Raw genomic sequence first — 13965 nt, 5'->3', positions numbered from 1 at the left:
AGCTGCGAATAGCGCCAGATTGTTGATAACTAGCAAGCTCTACCTCCCGACTAGACTTTCTAAAGTCCGATATCTTAAAACATCGCACCATAAAACTGCTACGAATTTTCCGGTTCTATTTTGAGTAGTCTCTATAGATGTTGATCTCTTTCGCCGACCCTAGAATCGCTCGCCCCCATTGTCAAGTGATTTTCTCTGCGCACAAATTTGGCTTTGAGCTTTACACCTATAAAACTTGTTTAAGAGTTTTATTGGCGCCAGAGAGCTTATGGGTTTAGTGCAATCCTAGACGGTTTCTAGTCAAATCGGTCATAAATAGGTCTTCGCTAAAGCGATACTCTAGAGCCTTGGTTTCAATAGCTGTAATTTTGTGATATCGCAATGAGTCTGGAATGCAATAGAGTTTGGCTCCACTTACAGACTGGGTGATAACTGAAGCCTCTGCTAACTCCTCATGCTCCGAGTTGATCTCTTTGGCAGCAACAATACTGGCCTCAGGAAACAAAGCAATGTTAGTTCCGAGCTCTCCCGTTTGAACGGAGGGAAAGATCAGGCCATCGACTTGGCTTCCAAAACGAAGCCTCAAATACTCGAATACCACTTGACTTGAGAGGTATCTCAGTTCGTCATTGTAACCCTTAGGTTTGGACATTTTCTTTACGAGTGAACTCATGAAAGTTTTTAAATGCATTAGCTCGAGATAACCCTTATCTAAGAGTGAGAGGGTTGGAAACTCGATCTGGTCAAGCCTGGTTAGATCTAGAAACTTAAGAGAGGTTACGGGGGTCATTGCTATGCTTACTACGTTGTCTCCTGTAATGGAGCGAATTTCGCTTAAGCAAGTCTCTCGTTCTAATGAGCAATACATGGCGGAAATGCCATTGGGAGTCATTCGCTGGCTGCCAGCCTTTCCTTTAGGTGTGGGGCCAAGCTCGCTTGAAGGTGATCCAATAATTTTCATGATTTGCTCTCGAGTCGAAGCGGAGCGCGCTCGATAAACAGGTTCCCCTCGAATAATGGCTCTTATGCATTCATCTTTCAGATTACCGTCGTCTCCACAGAGGATGTTGAAAACCGAATCAAGGAACCCCTTGGTATTGGGATTAAAAAAACGATGCGAATGCTGAATATCATCGATGAAGTTTATCCATTTTGCTTCAAAAAAGTTCCTCTCCAGTAAACCGTCATCTCCGAAATATTGGCGGTCCATATTTCTACTATTGACTTTCATTTCTTTAGGCGCGTACGCATTTAGATCATCAAAATAAGATTCGTCACCCAGATTTGCCCACTCGGAAAGAACAATATCTAAATAATCAATCGGTATATCATCGGCCCCGCCTTCGAAAAGCATGCCGTATTCATATTGAGAGAGATCATCTTCCGTGGCGGTATTTTCAGAAACTCTACTTAATATATAATCAAATAAAAATTCAACACCCACACCAACACCATCATTCCCGCAATATTCACAGCTGACATAATCTCCACTTTCAGAAATTAACTTCTTAAGCACTTCAGGGGTCACGCAATTTATGCAAATCATTTTGTCTCCAAGTCCACTGGACTTAAAATTATCCATTTTTTTGTAATTTCAACTATAGAAAGTTATCACCTTCCGCGGCCATCCATAGACTCAAAGTGCGGTGCTGAGCTGAAGGAAACCAAATTGATCGACCATCCACAGAATGAGCGCTTACCCCCATAGAGTCAAAGTGCCACCCATTGCCACCCCAAACCCCCACCTGTCACCCTGCGCCCCGTTCAAAGGACCAGGACAAGGAATCAAGGATTGAGTGGCTACGTACCCAACCCGCCCAAGGGTTATCGCAACAGCGGTGTCGAACCCGTCGATACCAGCGCTCAGCACTGGGCGCAATACAAAGACCTCCCGCCCACGCCAGACGCAGCGCCCGACCCACTGGGCTGTGTTTTCGCCAAGAGTTGCAACCTGCCCGACGGCGAAATCAACCACACCAACCCATCGGGGTTTGTGCCCGTTGAAATGCTCGCCGATTACGGACTATGGGCCGTGTTGGCCACTGGGGCCGCAATCACCGCCCAAGGCACCTCGCTCCAACTGATAGGCGGCTCCGCAACCGGTAGCGCCATTGCCAAACGGCTGGGCGGCTCACTGACACTCAAATTGATATCCGGGTCTGGCGTGATGGCGGCGGGGGTTGCCGTGGGCACCGTTGCACTGTTAATACCCAACACCAGCCTTGCACCCGACAGTGCCTTCTACAAAGACGAACAGTACGCAACGCTGGAGGCGGGCCGTACACGCGTGCGCGTCAACGTAAAGACCTTGCCCGATGGCTCAGTCAACGCGTACGGGTTCTACACCGGTGGCAAAAAGGACTGGGAACAGGTCCCTGTCATCAAGGCGGATAAAGACGGCGAGAACTACGTTGCTGACCTTGGCAACGGCATTGGCCTGACCTGGACGCCCGCAGCCAGCCCCGACGGCGTCCTGGGTATCCCGGCACTCGAAGGCGCGCCGCAATTACCCCCCGTGTGGGTGTACCCACCCACGCCGCAATCTGACACGCTGCTGGAAAACCCAGCGCATCCCCCTGAGTTCCAGGATGCAATCATCTGGTTCCCTGACTCGGGCATTCAGCCGATCTACATCGTGCTCAGCACGCAGTTTGAGAAGAACAAGAAAAAGGGCAAGGCTTTCGAAGAGGCGTCTTACGGGGAGTACAGCAACACCAAGCCCGAAGCCGCCCGCGAGGTGACGCTTAAAACCGACAGCGGTGTTCGTACACGTATTGATATGATAGGCCGAGACGCGGACGGCGATATTTCATGCGTTGAATGCAAGTCATCTGACACCGCACCTCTTACCAAAAATCAGAAGGCCGCCTTCCCTGAAATTGAGAAAACGGGGGCAACCGTTGTAGGCAAAGGTAAACCCGGCTTCCCCGGCGGCACCAAAATACCCCCCACCAGAGTCGAAATCCTTCGACCTGACCCGACCCTCTGAGGGAGCAGACATGTCCATCGTAGAAACCAAAGTCGTCGACATCATTGCAGTACCCGAGTGGGAGCCCGACCACGTGATCCTGGTCATTACCGACCACCTCGAATGGGGCGATAAAGCCCAACAGGGCGAGCACCTTCTATTGCTTCAAGAGAAGATCAACACGTACATCGCCTTCATCGAAAGCGGCCAACTACTCGAGGACTACCCACCGTCCAAGGGCAAGCTCCCCATCATCCGCATTAACGGTCTATACGAGCTGCCGGAGCAAGGCGAGGTCTTCATCGACCGCGTGACCGAGGTGCTAAAGGGCGTAGGGATTGGTATGGAATTCGTGCTGAAAGACGATGAAGCCATACGCAATATGTAATCGACGTGGCGGCAAAGACGCTGGGCGCGATGTTGTTCGGTTTTTGCCGTGGTTAAACAGTTTTTTTGCGAGCGTTTAAAGACACTCGGTGTTACGTCATAAAAGGCTACAAGACCTTGCGTCGTTGCCTACGCGCACGCCAGAATTCGCTGGCTTGTGCGCTTTAACCTCGGCCTCTATCGTTTACCTGCCACTGCTCATCAGTGGTCGGGTTTAGTAGCCCATTGGTTTAGTAAGGTGCATGAGCGTCATTCAGTCAGGTAGCTCTATTCCTGTGCTTAATGGTGGCTGTGCGCAGGGCGCTCTCGGGCGCGCCGGTTTTACTAATCCTCCGGTCTACTAACCTGCACACAGCCGCCACCCTTCTTTTAGTAGAGAACGGTGCGACTCCAATACAGGATTAGGTAAACATGTTCAAAGTAACGCCCAACCCCCCACACACGGGTCCAGTACCCTACGACGCCTCTCTTGATCTTGACCCCAATAAAATGAAAGAGGCGGCCGACCGCGCGCTCAACTTCTACCTCAGCCCCGGGGCACAGAAAGAGCCGATACCGTCCCGCAGCCCCAGCAGCACTTTCCTCATCAATCCGGTGGCGACTGACGAAACGTTGTTGGTTCAGGCCTACGATTCGTTGTCATCAGCCAGCGTCATGGCCAGCGATTTCGCCGAACTGATGGAAGGCCCGCAGCGCAAGAGGATGCTGCTGTTGCAGCAGCTGATCACGATGGGTGAGATGGCGGTCAATCACGTACTGGACAACCACAAGCCTGGGTAGCAGCTAGGCACGCTAGTGAGGGGGCTTGCTCCCTCACTTCACTAATTGCTGATGGAACCCTCTGTGGCGAGCGGGCTTTTCCCCCGTTCGGCTGCGAATTAGCCGTAAAACCATTCAACTCAGTGCATCTGAAACATCGCGTTGCCTATGGCGTAGGCGTCAAAGGCTACATCTGCTATTTCGTGTTGAACCAAAACAGACTGATGAAAACGGCCAAAGCTAACCCGATAATGATGGTGATGGTGCGTTCTGGGCTTTGGATACGGTGCCTTCTAAAGGCCCAGCGCAATGGTCGAGCCTCCGCTCTTTTTTGCTCGTCCCTCAAATTCATATAGCCGTTGTGAAGGGCTGCGACCTTCGACTGTGCGGATTCTACTGCGTCCAAACGCTCCGCCAGGTAGTCGAACATCTTGTGTTCGACGATATTGCTCTTCCATGTCTCGACGATGGATAACTCCCGAACCTGCATCGGCAGTGAGACACCTTCACGCTTGCCCGAATCATGGTAATCAAATCTCAAACCGAACTGCTCGTAAAACCAGTTACGTCGCGCCTTATTGTCACCGCGTGCCTGTCCAATTAGCAGCTTGATAGGGTTAACTGAGGCGTCAGGCCACTGCTTTACCCACTCAACGATCTCGTTCATCAAATACGTGCCGACCCGTTGCCCGTATAACTCTGGCAGATCGAGACATACCGCACCGCTGGCCATCGAAGAAGAGGTGAGAGACACGGCATTGAAAAAACGCCAATAGCTGCCGTTAAATTCGCCGTGGCCACTCTCGTAGGACGATGGCCTGGCCGTGATTCTTCGATAGGACAGGCGGATCGTCGCCTCGCAAATTTGACCGTCGAGAGGGTCGCGTACGTACACCTCTTCTCGTTCGACGACGATCCAGCCAAGCGGCGGCTCTTCAACGCGCTCTTTATCTCTAATCTCCAGTACCAAAATGCGTGGCTTAACGCTCTGTCGTTCACGCCAAGACCTATCAAAAGAAGGCATTGCCATTAACTAGTCCGTTTCTACTGGTCTGAAATTGGAAAAAACAACGCATCTACTGTCGTCGTTATGCGCCGCACAATAGGATCCAGCTCCTGCCCAAGCGATCTAATCCCATCAGCCGTATCGCCCATCCCCAAGTGGGCAGCCATAAACGCTACACCGCCATGAAAAATCTGATCTCGCAAGTTATCTGGCATCTCTCCGTTCTGCTCACGTGCACGTTCCAAATGACTGAGTAATAAAGAACGCGCGTGTTGAAGAGCCTGCTCGTAATCACGATTGTTCATTTCGATCATGGCAATTAATCCCTTCGCACGCATGTAGAAGTGCACAACATCCTTTGCCAGCTCGGAAGGTAAGAGATTGAGTGCCTGAGGTGCCGAATCAAAAATGGGAAATGGTGATGCACCGATCGGGAAAACCGTTAGGTAGGGTGTCTCAGGCGCCTGTTGCGATAGTTCATCGGCGTATTCATATTTGAACAACGCCCATGCCGTCGCTATCTCAGTCCGCAAGAGCATCAACGTCGTAATCATTTTTTCTTTATCGGCAGCTTGCTCCTTTTTCAAAGCCAGCTCGTGGGCTTTGGTCGCCCCCTTCAGTGTGAAGGCGCCACCAATCAAGGCGCCTACGAGGCCGCTGACCAGACTGAGATAAGCATCAGGGCTCCCAAAACTCATAGCTTTCTAGCTCCATTATTTGATGTGGATAGGGTCGATTGCAGAAGCTCGGCCTCGGCCGCGTTCAATCGTTGACCACACGTCGAGTCGCGCTGAAACAAGGAGTCCGGCGTAAACGCTTTATAAAACAGGACAGCAACATTGTGCATCAATAGATCACCTCACTACGTCAGGCATACCGCTCTCGCCTAAGAATTCGGTGACCTCTCTAATCTCGATTAAAAGCTCAATCCCGTTTACCGCCCAAAACTGCGCTCACCATCTCCACCAATAGCGCACCCTTCATGCAACCACTCCACATCTTCAAACCCGGCGGCATGTACGCCATGTCCTTGGTCCAGCCGATCAGGTTGTAGTGTTTCAACACGGAATCCGCCAGCCCCGGAATGATCAGGTGCGTGCCCATCAGCTCCGGGCAATCGATACACCCCTTCCCCGCCATCCGCTCGCCTGGCTGCGACATTTGCCTTTCGATGAGCTTGAAGCGTTCCTCGGTCTCCAGCGCCAGCGGCAGCAAAGCCCTGCCGGCTTCGGTGAGGAAATGACCATGGGTGGTCTTCGAGAACACACGGTACTGAGCGAGGCCTCCAGCGCAGCGATCTTGCGCGACACCGTCGATGCCGAGACTTTCAGTGAATCCCGCCTCGGTCACGTTGTTCGATTTGGCGACGAAGATAAAAACCTTAAAATCATCCCAGTTCACGTTCTGACATCCCTGAAAATGGAAAATCGATCCTGACCCATGATGGCATGCCCCGACAAACGCCACAGACTAAAAAGCCCGGCTATTAACCGGGCTTTTTCACGTTTCAAGCACCCCCGCCAAGCGGCGAGGCAGTGTGCTTACTGAACGTTGTTCAGCTTGATCACATCACCCGAAACCTTGGTGGTGTAACCGGTCAGGACGTAGGCCCAGAACCAGTTTTCCTGCACTTGGGTGTTGATCATGGCATCGCCGCCCTTGGCCTTGATCGCCGCTTCTTGAGCGCGGACAAAACGGTTGTTCTGCTTGATCGGGATGCAGCCAAGCACCAGCATGCCAGTGGCGGTCGCTTCGCTGTGACCCAGGACAGTGTATTGGCTGCTGTCATAGTGCTGGGTCTTCATCGCGGTGCCGGTGCAACCTGCCAAAACCAGACCGAACAATACGACGGCGACCACTTTACTGAGGTAATTCACGGTGTAACTCCATTAGAAAAAGCCGGGATCCGTCTCCCGAGCGGCGCACACTCTAACGGACGTAGTGGCAAATTGGTATCGCCAATACACTATCTCTTTCAGGTGACGGCCTGGACCACACCCCGCTCCTCCAGCAAACGCACAAACATGGTCAGGCTTTGCGACACCGTACCGCGACGCCACACCAGCCAGGTGCGCAAATAACGGAAGTTTTCCGACAGCGGCCAGATGCTCACCGTGGTGCAGCCGGGCATGCTGTCGAGCATGCTGCGCGGCATCAGCGCCAGCCCTGCCCCGGCGCTGACGCAAGCGAGCATGCCGTGATAGGACTCCATCTCGAAAATCTTGCCGGGCACCGCGGCGTCCTTGGTGAACCAGCTTTCAAAGTGGTGACGGTAGGAACAATTGGAACGGAACGCATAGATGTTTTCACCGTTGACGTCGCGCGCGCGGTGGATTGGCGCATGGTTGAGCGGTGCGATCACTACCATCTCTTCCTCGAACGCCGGCACGCCTTCCAGCGCCGGGTGCAGCACCGGGCCATCGACGAATGCGGCGGCCAATCGACCCGAGAGCACGCCGTCGATCATGGTCCCGGAAGGTCCGGTGGACAGGTCCAGTTCGACCTTGGCGTGCTTCTGGTTGTAGGCGGCCAGCAACTCGGGAATTCGCACCGCCGCCGTACTTTCCAGCGAACCCAAGGGGAACGACCCTTGCGGTTCTTCACCGGCCACCGTGGCCCGGGCTTCCTGGACCAGGTCGAGGATGCGCCGCGCATAGTCGAGAAAACTCCACCCGGCGGGCGATAGGCGCAGGCGGCTTTTCTCGCGGATAAACAGGTCGACGCCCAGATCCAGTTCCAGTTGCTTGATCCGCGTGGTCAGGTTCGACGGCACCCGGTGGATGTGCTGGGCGGCCGCGCTAATGCTGCCGTGCTCGGCGACAGCTTTGAAAATTTCGAGCTGGACCAGATCCAAGTCATTCTCCAAACGTGAACGATACGCTCAGTATTATTCAGTTTCCAGAAAACTACCACCGCCGTAACCTGAGCGCATTCCCACCCAGCAGGACGGTGCCATGACCCAGATTTCCAGTACCACCCATGCGATTTCGATCAACCCCGCCACGGGCGAGCAGATCGGTCACTACCCTTTCGAATCCACCGAGGCACTGGACGCCGCCCTCACCCGTGCCGCCGCCGGGTTTGCAGTCTGGCGTCGCACGCCGGTCGAACAACGTGCGCAATCGCTGATCGCCCTGGCTCAAGCCTTACGCGACGATGCGCAAAACCTGGCGCACATGATCACCCTGGAAATGGGCAAGCCCATCACCCAGGCCCGTGGCGAAATCGAGAAGTGTGCGCAACTCTGCGAGTGGTACGCCGAACACGGCCCGGCCATGCTCAGCGCCGAGCCGACGCTGGTAGAAGGTGGCAAGGCGCGCATTGAATACCGTCCGCTGGGGCCGATTCTTGCCGTGATGCCGTGGAACTTCCCGATCTGGCAAGTACTGCGTGGCGCCGTTCCAGCGCTGATCGCCGGCAACACCTACGTGCTGAAACACGCGCCCAACGTAATGGGCAGCGCTTACCTGCTGCGCAACGCTTTCCAACGCGCCGGTTTTACCGACGGCGTGTTTGAAGTGATCAACGTCACGCCAGACGGGGTTTCCACGGCAATCAAAGATCCACGCATCGCCGCCGTCACCCTCACCGGCAGCGTGCGCGCCGGCATGGCCATCGGCGCCCAGGCCGGTGCCGCCCTGAAGAAATGCGTGCTGGAACTAGGCGGTTCCGATCCATTCATTGTGCTCAACGATGCCGACCTCGACGACGCCGTCAAAGCCGCCGTGATTGGCCGTTACCAGAACACCGGGCAAGTCTGCGCGGCGGCCAAGCGCCTGATCGTCGAACAAGGGGTTGTCGAAGAATTCACCCGCAAGTTTGTCGAAGCGACGCGCCAACTGGTGGTCGGCGATCCGCAGTCCAGCGCCACTTACATCGGTCCCATGGCCCGCTTTGATCTGCGCGATGAACTGGACCAGCAAGTCCGCGACACCCTGGAAGAAGGCGCGACTTTGCTGCTGGGCGGCCAGAAGGCTGAAGGCCCCGGCAACTTCTATCAGCCGACCGTATTCAGTAACGTCACCGACCAGATGACCTCGTTCAAACAGGAACTGTTTGGCCCGGTCGCCTCGATCATTACCGCCCGGGATGCCGCCCATGCCTTGGCGCTGGCCAATGACAGTGAGTTCGGCCTGGCGTCGACGATCTACACGCGCAATCTCGAACTGGCCAAGCAAATGGCCGACGAACTGGAAACCGGCGGTGTGTTCATCAACGGCTACTGCGCCAGCGACCCCCGCGTTACCTTTGGTGGTGTGAAGAAAAGCGGCTTTGGCCGTGAGCTGTCGCACTTCGGCGTGCGGGAGTTTTGCAACGCGCAGACGGTGTGGCTGGATCGTCGCTGAGTCCACTGCATCAACAAGCCCGGGAGTGTTTGCTCCCGGGCTTTTTTCGTTCTACTGCGCAGAAAAAAATCGGCATTGTTCTCAATATCTGATTGATGGCCAGCGGCCATCAATCGATAATCTCGCCCCCGAAACTCACGCAAGGAAATGCCGTGAAAAAATCCCTACTGCTCGTCCCGTTGTTCGCCCTGTTGTTGCAAGGTTGTGGCGTCACCATGACCCGCTATGAACCGAACTATGAGAACGCCCAGCAGCTCAAGCAAACGCCACCGCTGCACTCGATCAGCAATGCCGAGGTCAAGGCAGATGCGGGTCAAGGCTCGCTGACTGTTCGAGCCAATCCGATCAGCTCGCCGAGTGGCAGCATCCCTTTGCATATCCAGGACGCCATCAACGAAGAGTTGCGCCGGGCGGGTTTGCTGGATCCGCAAGCACAGCGGCACCTGAATGTATTGCTGGTGAAGAATGAGCTGACCGCGGGCATGGGCACCGGTACCGGTCAGCTCGCCGCGCGCTTTACCCTGCTCAAGGGCAATGACGTGGTGTACGACGCCACCAAGGACGTGAGCAGCCAGTGGGACAGCAGTTTTTTCGGCGCCATTGCGATTCCCCGGGCCGCCTATGCCTACAATCCGATGGTGCGTGATTTGCTGAAGACGTTGTACAGCGATCCGCAATTCATCCAGGCCCTGAAGTAAGGGCAAAAAAAGAGCCGCGATTGCGGCTCTTTTTACATCAGGCCCGAGGCACGCCGGCATCCAGCGCCGAGTACTTCAAGCTTTTGCTGTCGACCATTTGCTTGAGCAACGCATTGACCTGGCGGCTGAAGGTATCGGTCACCGCCTCTTTCGGCGTATTGCTCATCAAAGGCACAAACCAGATGCCCAACCAAGTGTTGACCGAGTCATGGTTGGTCCCGCTGGTGACGGCCTGCCCCTGAGGGTCAAGCGTCTCGAGGCTCATGGAATACTGATCAGTCGCCAGCGCCGGGATGATGGTCATGGTCAACCCGCTGATAAAGGCCATGGCCATCTGGCCACCACCCGGTGGATGGTTGTAAACCTTGAGGCGCAGGCTGTAATCACCTGGCTGCTTCTGGAACTCATCAAGGGTCACCCGGCCAAACAGCCCGGAATCACTCAGGACTTTTTGCAGCTGCGGCTTGAGCATGTCGCGAGCCTGGGGAATTTCAACCGCTGTAGGGCTTTTCAGTGTGCCCTGGTAGAAGTCGAAATCGACGTAGACATTTGGCTTGTTCGAATAACTGGACATGGACGGCAGGTTCACCGGGGCCACTTCGTCCTGGGTAAAGCTTGCGCAACCGCTCAGCCCGAGCGCCAGGGCCAGCCCCAGAATTTTTCCGATTTGCATGACAACTTCCTTTATTGATGGCATAGCGCCTCCATCGCGGAGAACTGCGGCGGATTCTAGAGAGTGGCAAGTGATCGTAAAAGGCCATTACCGAAAAAATCTGTTCGAAAACACAAATCCGACTACTGACAGACCCCGCCAAGCTGATTGGCCATCGGATTAAGCTGACGAGTCACCGAGTCCAGGTCGAACAAACCATTGCCCGGTAATCCGCCCGCCCCAGTGTTCGCCGTCTTGCTCCTGCTGCAAGGTAAACCCCACGTCTTCATACAGTTTGCGCGCCGCATCCAGGCCCTTGAACGTCCACAGCCGTGTTGCCGCAAACCCCCATTCGTCACAGAACTTGATGGCTTCGGCCAGCAAGCGCTTGCCGGCGCCTTTGCCGCGCGCGCTGTCGTCCAGGATGAAACAACGCAGCACCGCGCCCCCCTCTTCGCCTTCGCCATCGATGGCAATCGAACCGACGATGCGCTCGCCGTCCAGCGCCACCCACACCTCATTGCGCGGGTTGTGCAGGCGCCCCATCAGTTCGGCCATGTCGGAGGCGACCAGGCTTTCGAATGGCTGACCGAAGTTCGCGACTCTGGCGTAGTAGCAGGCATGCATTTCGACGATGCGGCCGATGATGCCGGGACGGTAGCCCCGAGCGATCTGCAACGACGCTTTGGGCGGTTCGGTGCCCAGGCGTTGAGATTGCAGGGCCACCGCGTAGTGGCCCAGGCCTTCACTCACCGCCTGTTGTTGCGCCGGGCTCAAGTGCGTCATGGCGGCGCCGACCCGTTGGTTGGCAAAGACATCCACCGCGCGCAAGGTCTGCCGGCCCTGTTCCGTGAGTTGCAGTTTTTTCGAGCGTGCGTCCTGCTCGTTCGGCACTTCTTCGATTTCGCCGGCCTCGATGAGCTTGCGCACCATGCGGCTGACGCTGGATTTTTCCAGGCCGAGCAACGCCACCAGTTCCACCGCCGTCAGCGATTCGCGGTTGCCCAGTTCCACGATGGTGTGCACGGAGGACGGCGGATAATCGGTCGCCGCCAGCGTTGCCTGCATAAAACCCAACTCTCGCACCATCAGGCGCGACGCCGAGCGAACGTGGTGGATCAGGTTGGAATCAGTCACGGCGCGCACCTCCTGGGAAACGGTGATTTAGTTGTATCGCACAACAAAATAACCGTCAATCGAGGCGAACTGTGTGATGACCGTCCGTAACCCTGCCCGAGGCCGCACTCCGGCTTAACTATCCTTAACCACACGTAATCCGGAGCCGGGATCTTGATAGGGAGCAGCCACTTCAACCGAGAATCCAATCATGAAAATGCTAATGACGGTCGAGTTCCCACACGAACCCTTCAACACGCTGGTGCGTGCCGGCAAAGTCGGTGAAATCATCGGGCGCGTGCTGGAAAGCCTGAAACCCGAGACGGTCTACTTCACTGAGCAGGACGGCATGCGCGGCGGGATTTTGCTGATCGATGTGCAGAACGCGTCCGAGATCCCGCGTTTTTCCGAACCGTTTTTTCTCAACTTCCAGGCCAACTGCAAATTCCGCATCGCCATGAGCCCTCAGGATCTGCAAAACGCCGGGCTGGATGCGCTCGGCAAAACCTGGGGCTGATCAGGCCCGGCGCCCACGACTCGCCAACGCGATGACGAGCGCAGCGCCGATCAAAGCGGCGGCTACCGAAAATGTAATGCACATACCGCTAGCGACGGCTTCGGGGGCGGCCGTCGTCAGGTCGGTCGCCGCCGACGCGAAGGCAAACACGGCGCCGATCACCGAGGCACCGGTGATCAGCCCGAGATTGCGCGACAGGCTGAGCAAACCGGACATCACGCCACGCTGCTCCGCCGGTACGTCCTGCATCACCACTGTGTTGTTGGCAGCCTGGAACAGTTGATAACCGGGCGTCAGGATGACGATGGCCGCCACATAACCCGCCAGGCCAAATAACGCGGGGAGCACGGACAGCGCAATCGAACCCGTCGCCATTGCGATCAGCCCGATGATGACCATGACCGGCGCGCCAAACCGGTCAACCACCCGCCCCGCCGGAATGCCGCTCAATGCGGAGATGATCGGGCCGATCGACATCACCACACCGACCACGGCCAGATTGAGTCCGAGCCCGCGTGAAAGGTAGAACGGCCCGACCACCAGCGTCGCCATCATCACCGTCGAGACGAATACGTTGGTGGCGAGGCTGCCGCTCAGCGATGCATCGCGGAACATCGCCACACGGATCAACGGCGAATCCACCGTCGACTCGACGAACACGAAGAGGCCGACGCCCACAAAAGCCACGAACAACAGCGCCACATTGAGCACACCAAAACTGCCCCGGCCAAGGGTCATAGCGAGAGCGTAGGCCGCGAGTGTCAGCGCGAGTACCAGCGTGCCCACAGGGTCGAAACCGCCACGCTTCTGCCCTCGACGATCGGCGGGCAGGTACAGCCAGGCGAGCGAAAACGTCAGAATCCCCAGCGGCACGTTGACCAGGAACATTGCCTGCCAGCCGAGTCCGGCAATCAACACACCGCCAAGGGATGGACCGAGCGCGGTGCCCATCGCCGACATCGTCCCCAGCAAACCCATGGCGCTACCGGTCCGGGCCTTCGGCACCACCTCACCGATAAACGCCATGGTCAGCGCCATCATGATCGCCGCGCCAAGGCCCTGTACGGCGCGGGCGCCGATCAACAACCAAAGCGAGGGCGCCAGGCCGCACAAGGCTGAGGCCAGGGTGAACAGCGCGATGCCCGTCAGCAGCAAGCGTCGCCGGCCAATGAGGTCGCCGAGCCGGCCGACACTGACGATCAAGGTGGTAATGGCGAGCAGGTAGGCGAGGACGATCCACTGCACCTGCTGAAACGATGCGCCGAACACCTGTGCCAACGCCGGCAAGCCAACATTGGCGATGCTGGTGCCCAGCGATGACAGCAACATCGACAACGACAGGCTGGCGAGCACCCAGCGCACCGAAGGTGTCCGTTGCTCGCTGACAGCGAGGGTCTGATCGGGGTGAGTCATGAAGGTGAGCTCCTTGGCTGGCTGTCCACAGCGTATGACTCTGGGTGACAAGGCGGAAGACGCACCGTTTGCACATTACTTGTGCACCAGACGCCATATCCCG

At 56.2% G+C, this 13965-nt stretch carries 14 protein-coding genes and 1 pseudogene; 6 read left to right on the top strand and 9 right to left on the bottom strand.

Annotated elements, in window-relative coordinates:
* Positions 1-274: 274 nt before the first annotated feature.
* Complete coding sequence (locus HKK52_RS00420; RefSeq protein ID WP_237150648.1) at positions 275-1582, bottom strand: RES family NAD+ phosphorylase; 1308 nt, start codon at positions 1580-1582, stop codon at positions 275-277.
* A 210-nt stretch (positions 1583-1792) separates the two neighbouring features.
* Here HKK52_RS00420 and HKK52_RS00415 point away from each other — a divergent pair, with 210 nt between their 5' ends.
* The 3 genes from HKK52_RS00415 to HKK52_RS00405 all read left to right on the top strand — a co-directional run bounded on the left by HKK52_RS00415 (position 1793) and on the right by HKK52_RS00405 (position 4135).
* The gene (locus HKK52_RS00415; protein WP_169368807.1) at positions 1793-2989 is read left to right on the top strand and encodes an S-type pyocin domain-containing protein; all 1197 of its coding nucleotides are present in this window, start codon (positions 1793-1795) and stop codon (positions 2987-2989) included.
* Positions 2990-2999: 10 nt separating this feature from the next.
* On the top strand, positions 3000-3356 hold the full coding sequence (locus HKK52_RS00410) for a DUF6572 domain-containing protein (protein WP_169368806.1): 357 nt from the start codon (positions 3000-3002) through the stop codon (positions 3354-3356).
* A gap of 410 nt (positions 3357-3766) precedes the next feature.
* Positions 3767-4135 (top strand): DUF6124 family protein, encoded by a 369-nt coding sequence (locus tag HKK52_RS00405; protein WP_169368805.1) that lies wholly within the window; start codon positions 3767-3769, stop codon positions 4133-4135.
* Positions 4136-4310: 175 nt separating this feature from the next.
* Here HKK52_RS00405 and HKK52_RS00400 read toward each other — a convergent pair whose 3' ends face one another.
* The 5 genes and pseudogenes from HKK52_RS00400 to ptrR form a co-directional block, all read right to left on the bottom strand.
* Complete coding sequence (locus tag HKK52_RS00400; RefSeq protein ID WP_169368804.1) at positions 4311-5144, bottom strand: hypothetical protein; 834 nt, start codon at positions 5142-5144, stop codon at positions 4311-4313.
* 14 nt (positions 5145-5158) lie between these two features.
* Positions 5159-5818, bottom strand: a complete 660-nt coding sequence (locus HKK52_RS00395; RefSeq protein ID WP_169368803.1) for a hypothetical protein — start codon at positions 5816-5818, stop codon at positions 5159-5161.
* A gap of 370 nt (positions 5819-6188) precedes the next feature.
* Positions 6189-6521: pseudogene (locus HKK52_RS00390) on the bottom strand (LysR family transcriptional regulator); the annotation flags it as partial.
* A 140-nt stretch (positions 6522-6661) separates the two neighbouring features.
* Positions 6662-6997, bottom strand: coding sequence for a hypothetical protein (locus HKK52_RS00385; RefSeq protein ID WP_133839841.1), 336 nt, complete (start codon positions 6995-6997; stop codon positions 6662-6664).
* A 98-nt stretch (positions 6998-7095) separates the two neighbouring features.
* Positions 7096-7974, bottom strand: a complete 879-nt coding sequence (gene ptrR, locus HKK52_RS00380; protein WP_169368802.1) for a putrescine utilization regulator PtrR — start codon at positions 7972-7974, stop codon at positions 7096-7098.
* Between the two features lie 100 nt (positions 7975-8074).
* On the opposite strand from ptrR, the gene HKK52_RS00375 reads away from it, so the two are divergent.
* A complete protein-coding gene (locus tag HKK52_RS00375) occupies positions 8075-9466 on the top strand; it encodes an aldehyde dehydrogenase family protein (protein ID WP_169368801.1) in 1392 nt (463 codons plus the stop codon).
* A gap of 152 nt (positions 9467-9618) precedes the next feature.
* Positions 9619-10164, top strand: a complete 546-nt coding sequence (locus tag HKK52_RS00370; RefSeq protein ID WP_169368800.1) for a hypothetical protein — start codon at positions 9619-9621, stop codon at positions 10162-10164.
* A 37-nt stretch (positions 10165-10201) separates the two neighbouring features.
* On the opposite strand, the gene HKK52_RS00365 is transcribed toward HKK52_RS00370, so the two are convergent.
* Together HKK52_RS00365 and HKK52_RS00360 are read right to left on the bottom strand one after the other, a co-directional pair.
* Positions 10202-10837, bottom strand: a complete 636-nt coding sequence (locus tag HKK52_RS00365; protein WP_169368799.1) for a hypothetical protein — start codon at positions 10835-10837, stop codon at positions 10202-10204.
* Positions 10838-10996: 159 nt separating this feature from the next.
* Complete coding sequence (locus HKK52_RS00360) at positions 10997-11905, bottom strand: bifunctional helix-turn-helix transcriptional regulator/GNAT family N-acetyltransferase (protein ID WP_169374138.1); 909 nt, start codon at positions 11903-11905, stop codon at positions 10997-10999.
* Between the two features lie 238 nt (positions 11906-12143).
* On the opposite strand from HKK52_RS00360, the gene HKK52_RS00355 reads away from it, so the two are divergent.
* Positions 12144-12449 (top strand): panthothenate synthetase, encoded by a 306-nt coding sequence (locus HKK52_RS00355; protein WP_169368798.1) that lies wholly within the window; start codon positions 12144-12146, stop codon positions 12447-12449.
* On the opposite strand, the gene HKK52_RS00350 is transcribed toward HKK52_RS00355, so the two are convergent.
* Complete coding sequence (locus HKK52_RS00350; RefSeq protein WP_169368797.1) at positions 12450-13862, bottom strand: MFS transporter; 1413 nt, start codon at positions 13860-13862, stop codon at positions 12450-12452. It abuts the gene before it with no gap.
* Positions 13863-13965: the final 103 nt, after the last annotated feature.

Source organism: Pseudomonas sp. ADAK2 (assembly GCF_012935755.1).
In the GTDB taxonomy this organism is placed as follows: domain Bacteria; phylum Pseudomonadota; class Gammaproteobacteria; order Pseudomonadales; family Pseudomonadaceae; genus Aquipseudomonas.
Note: the sequence above shows the minus strand (reverse complement) of the source record. Positions and strands in the feature narration are given on the sequence as shown.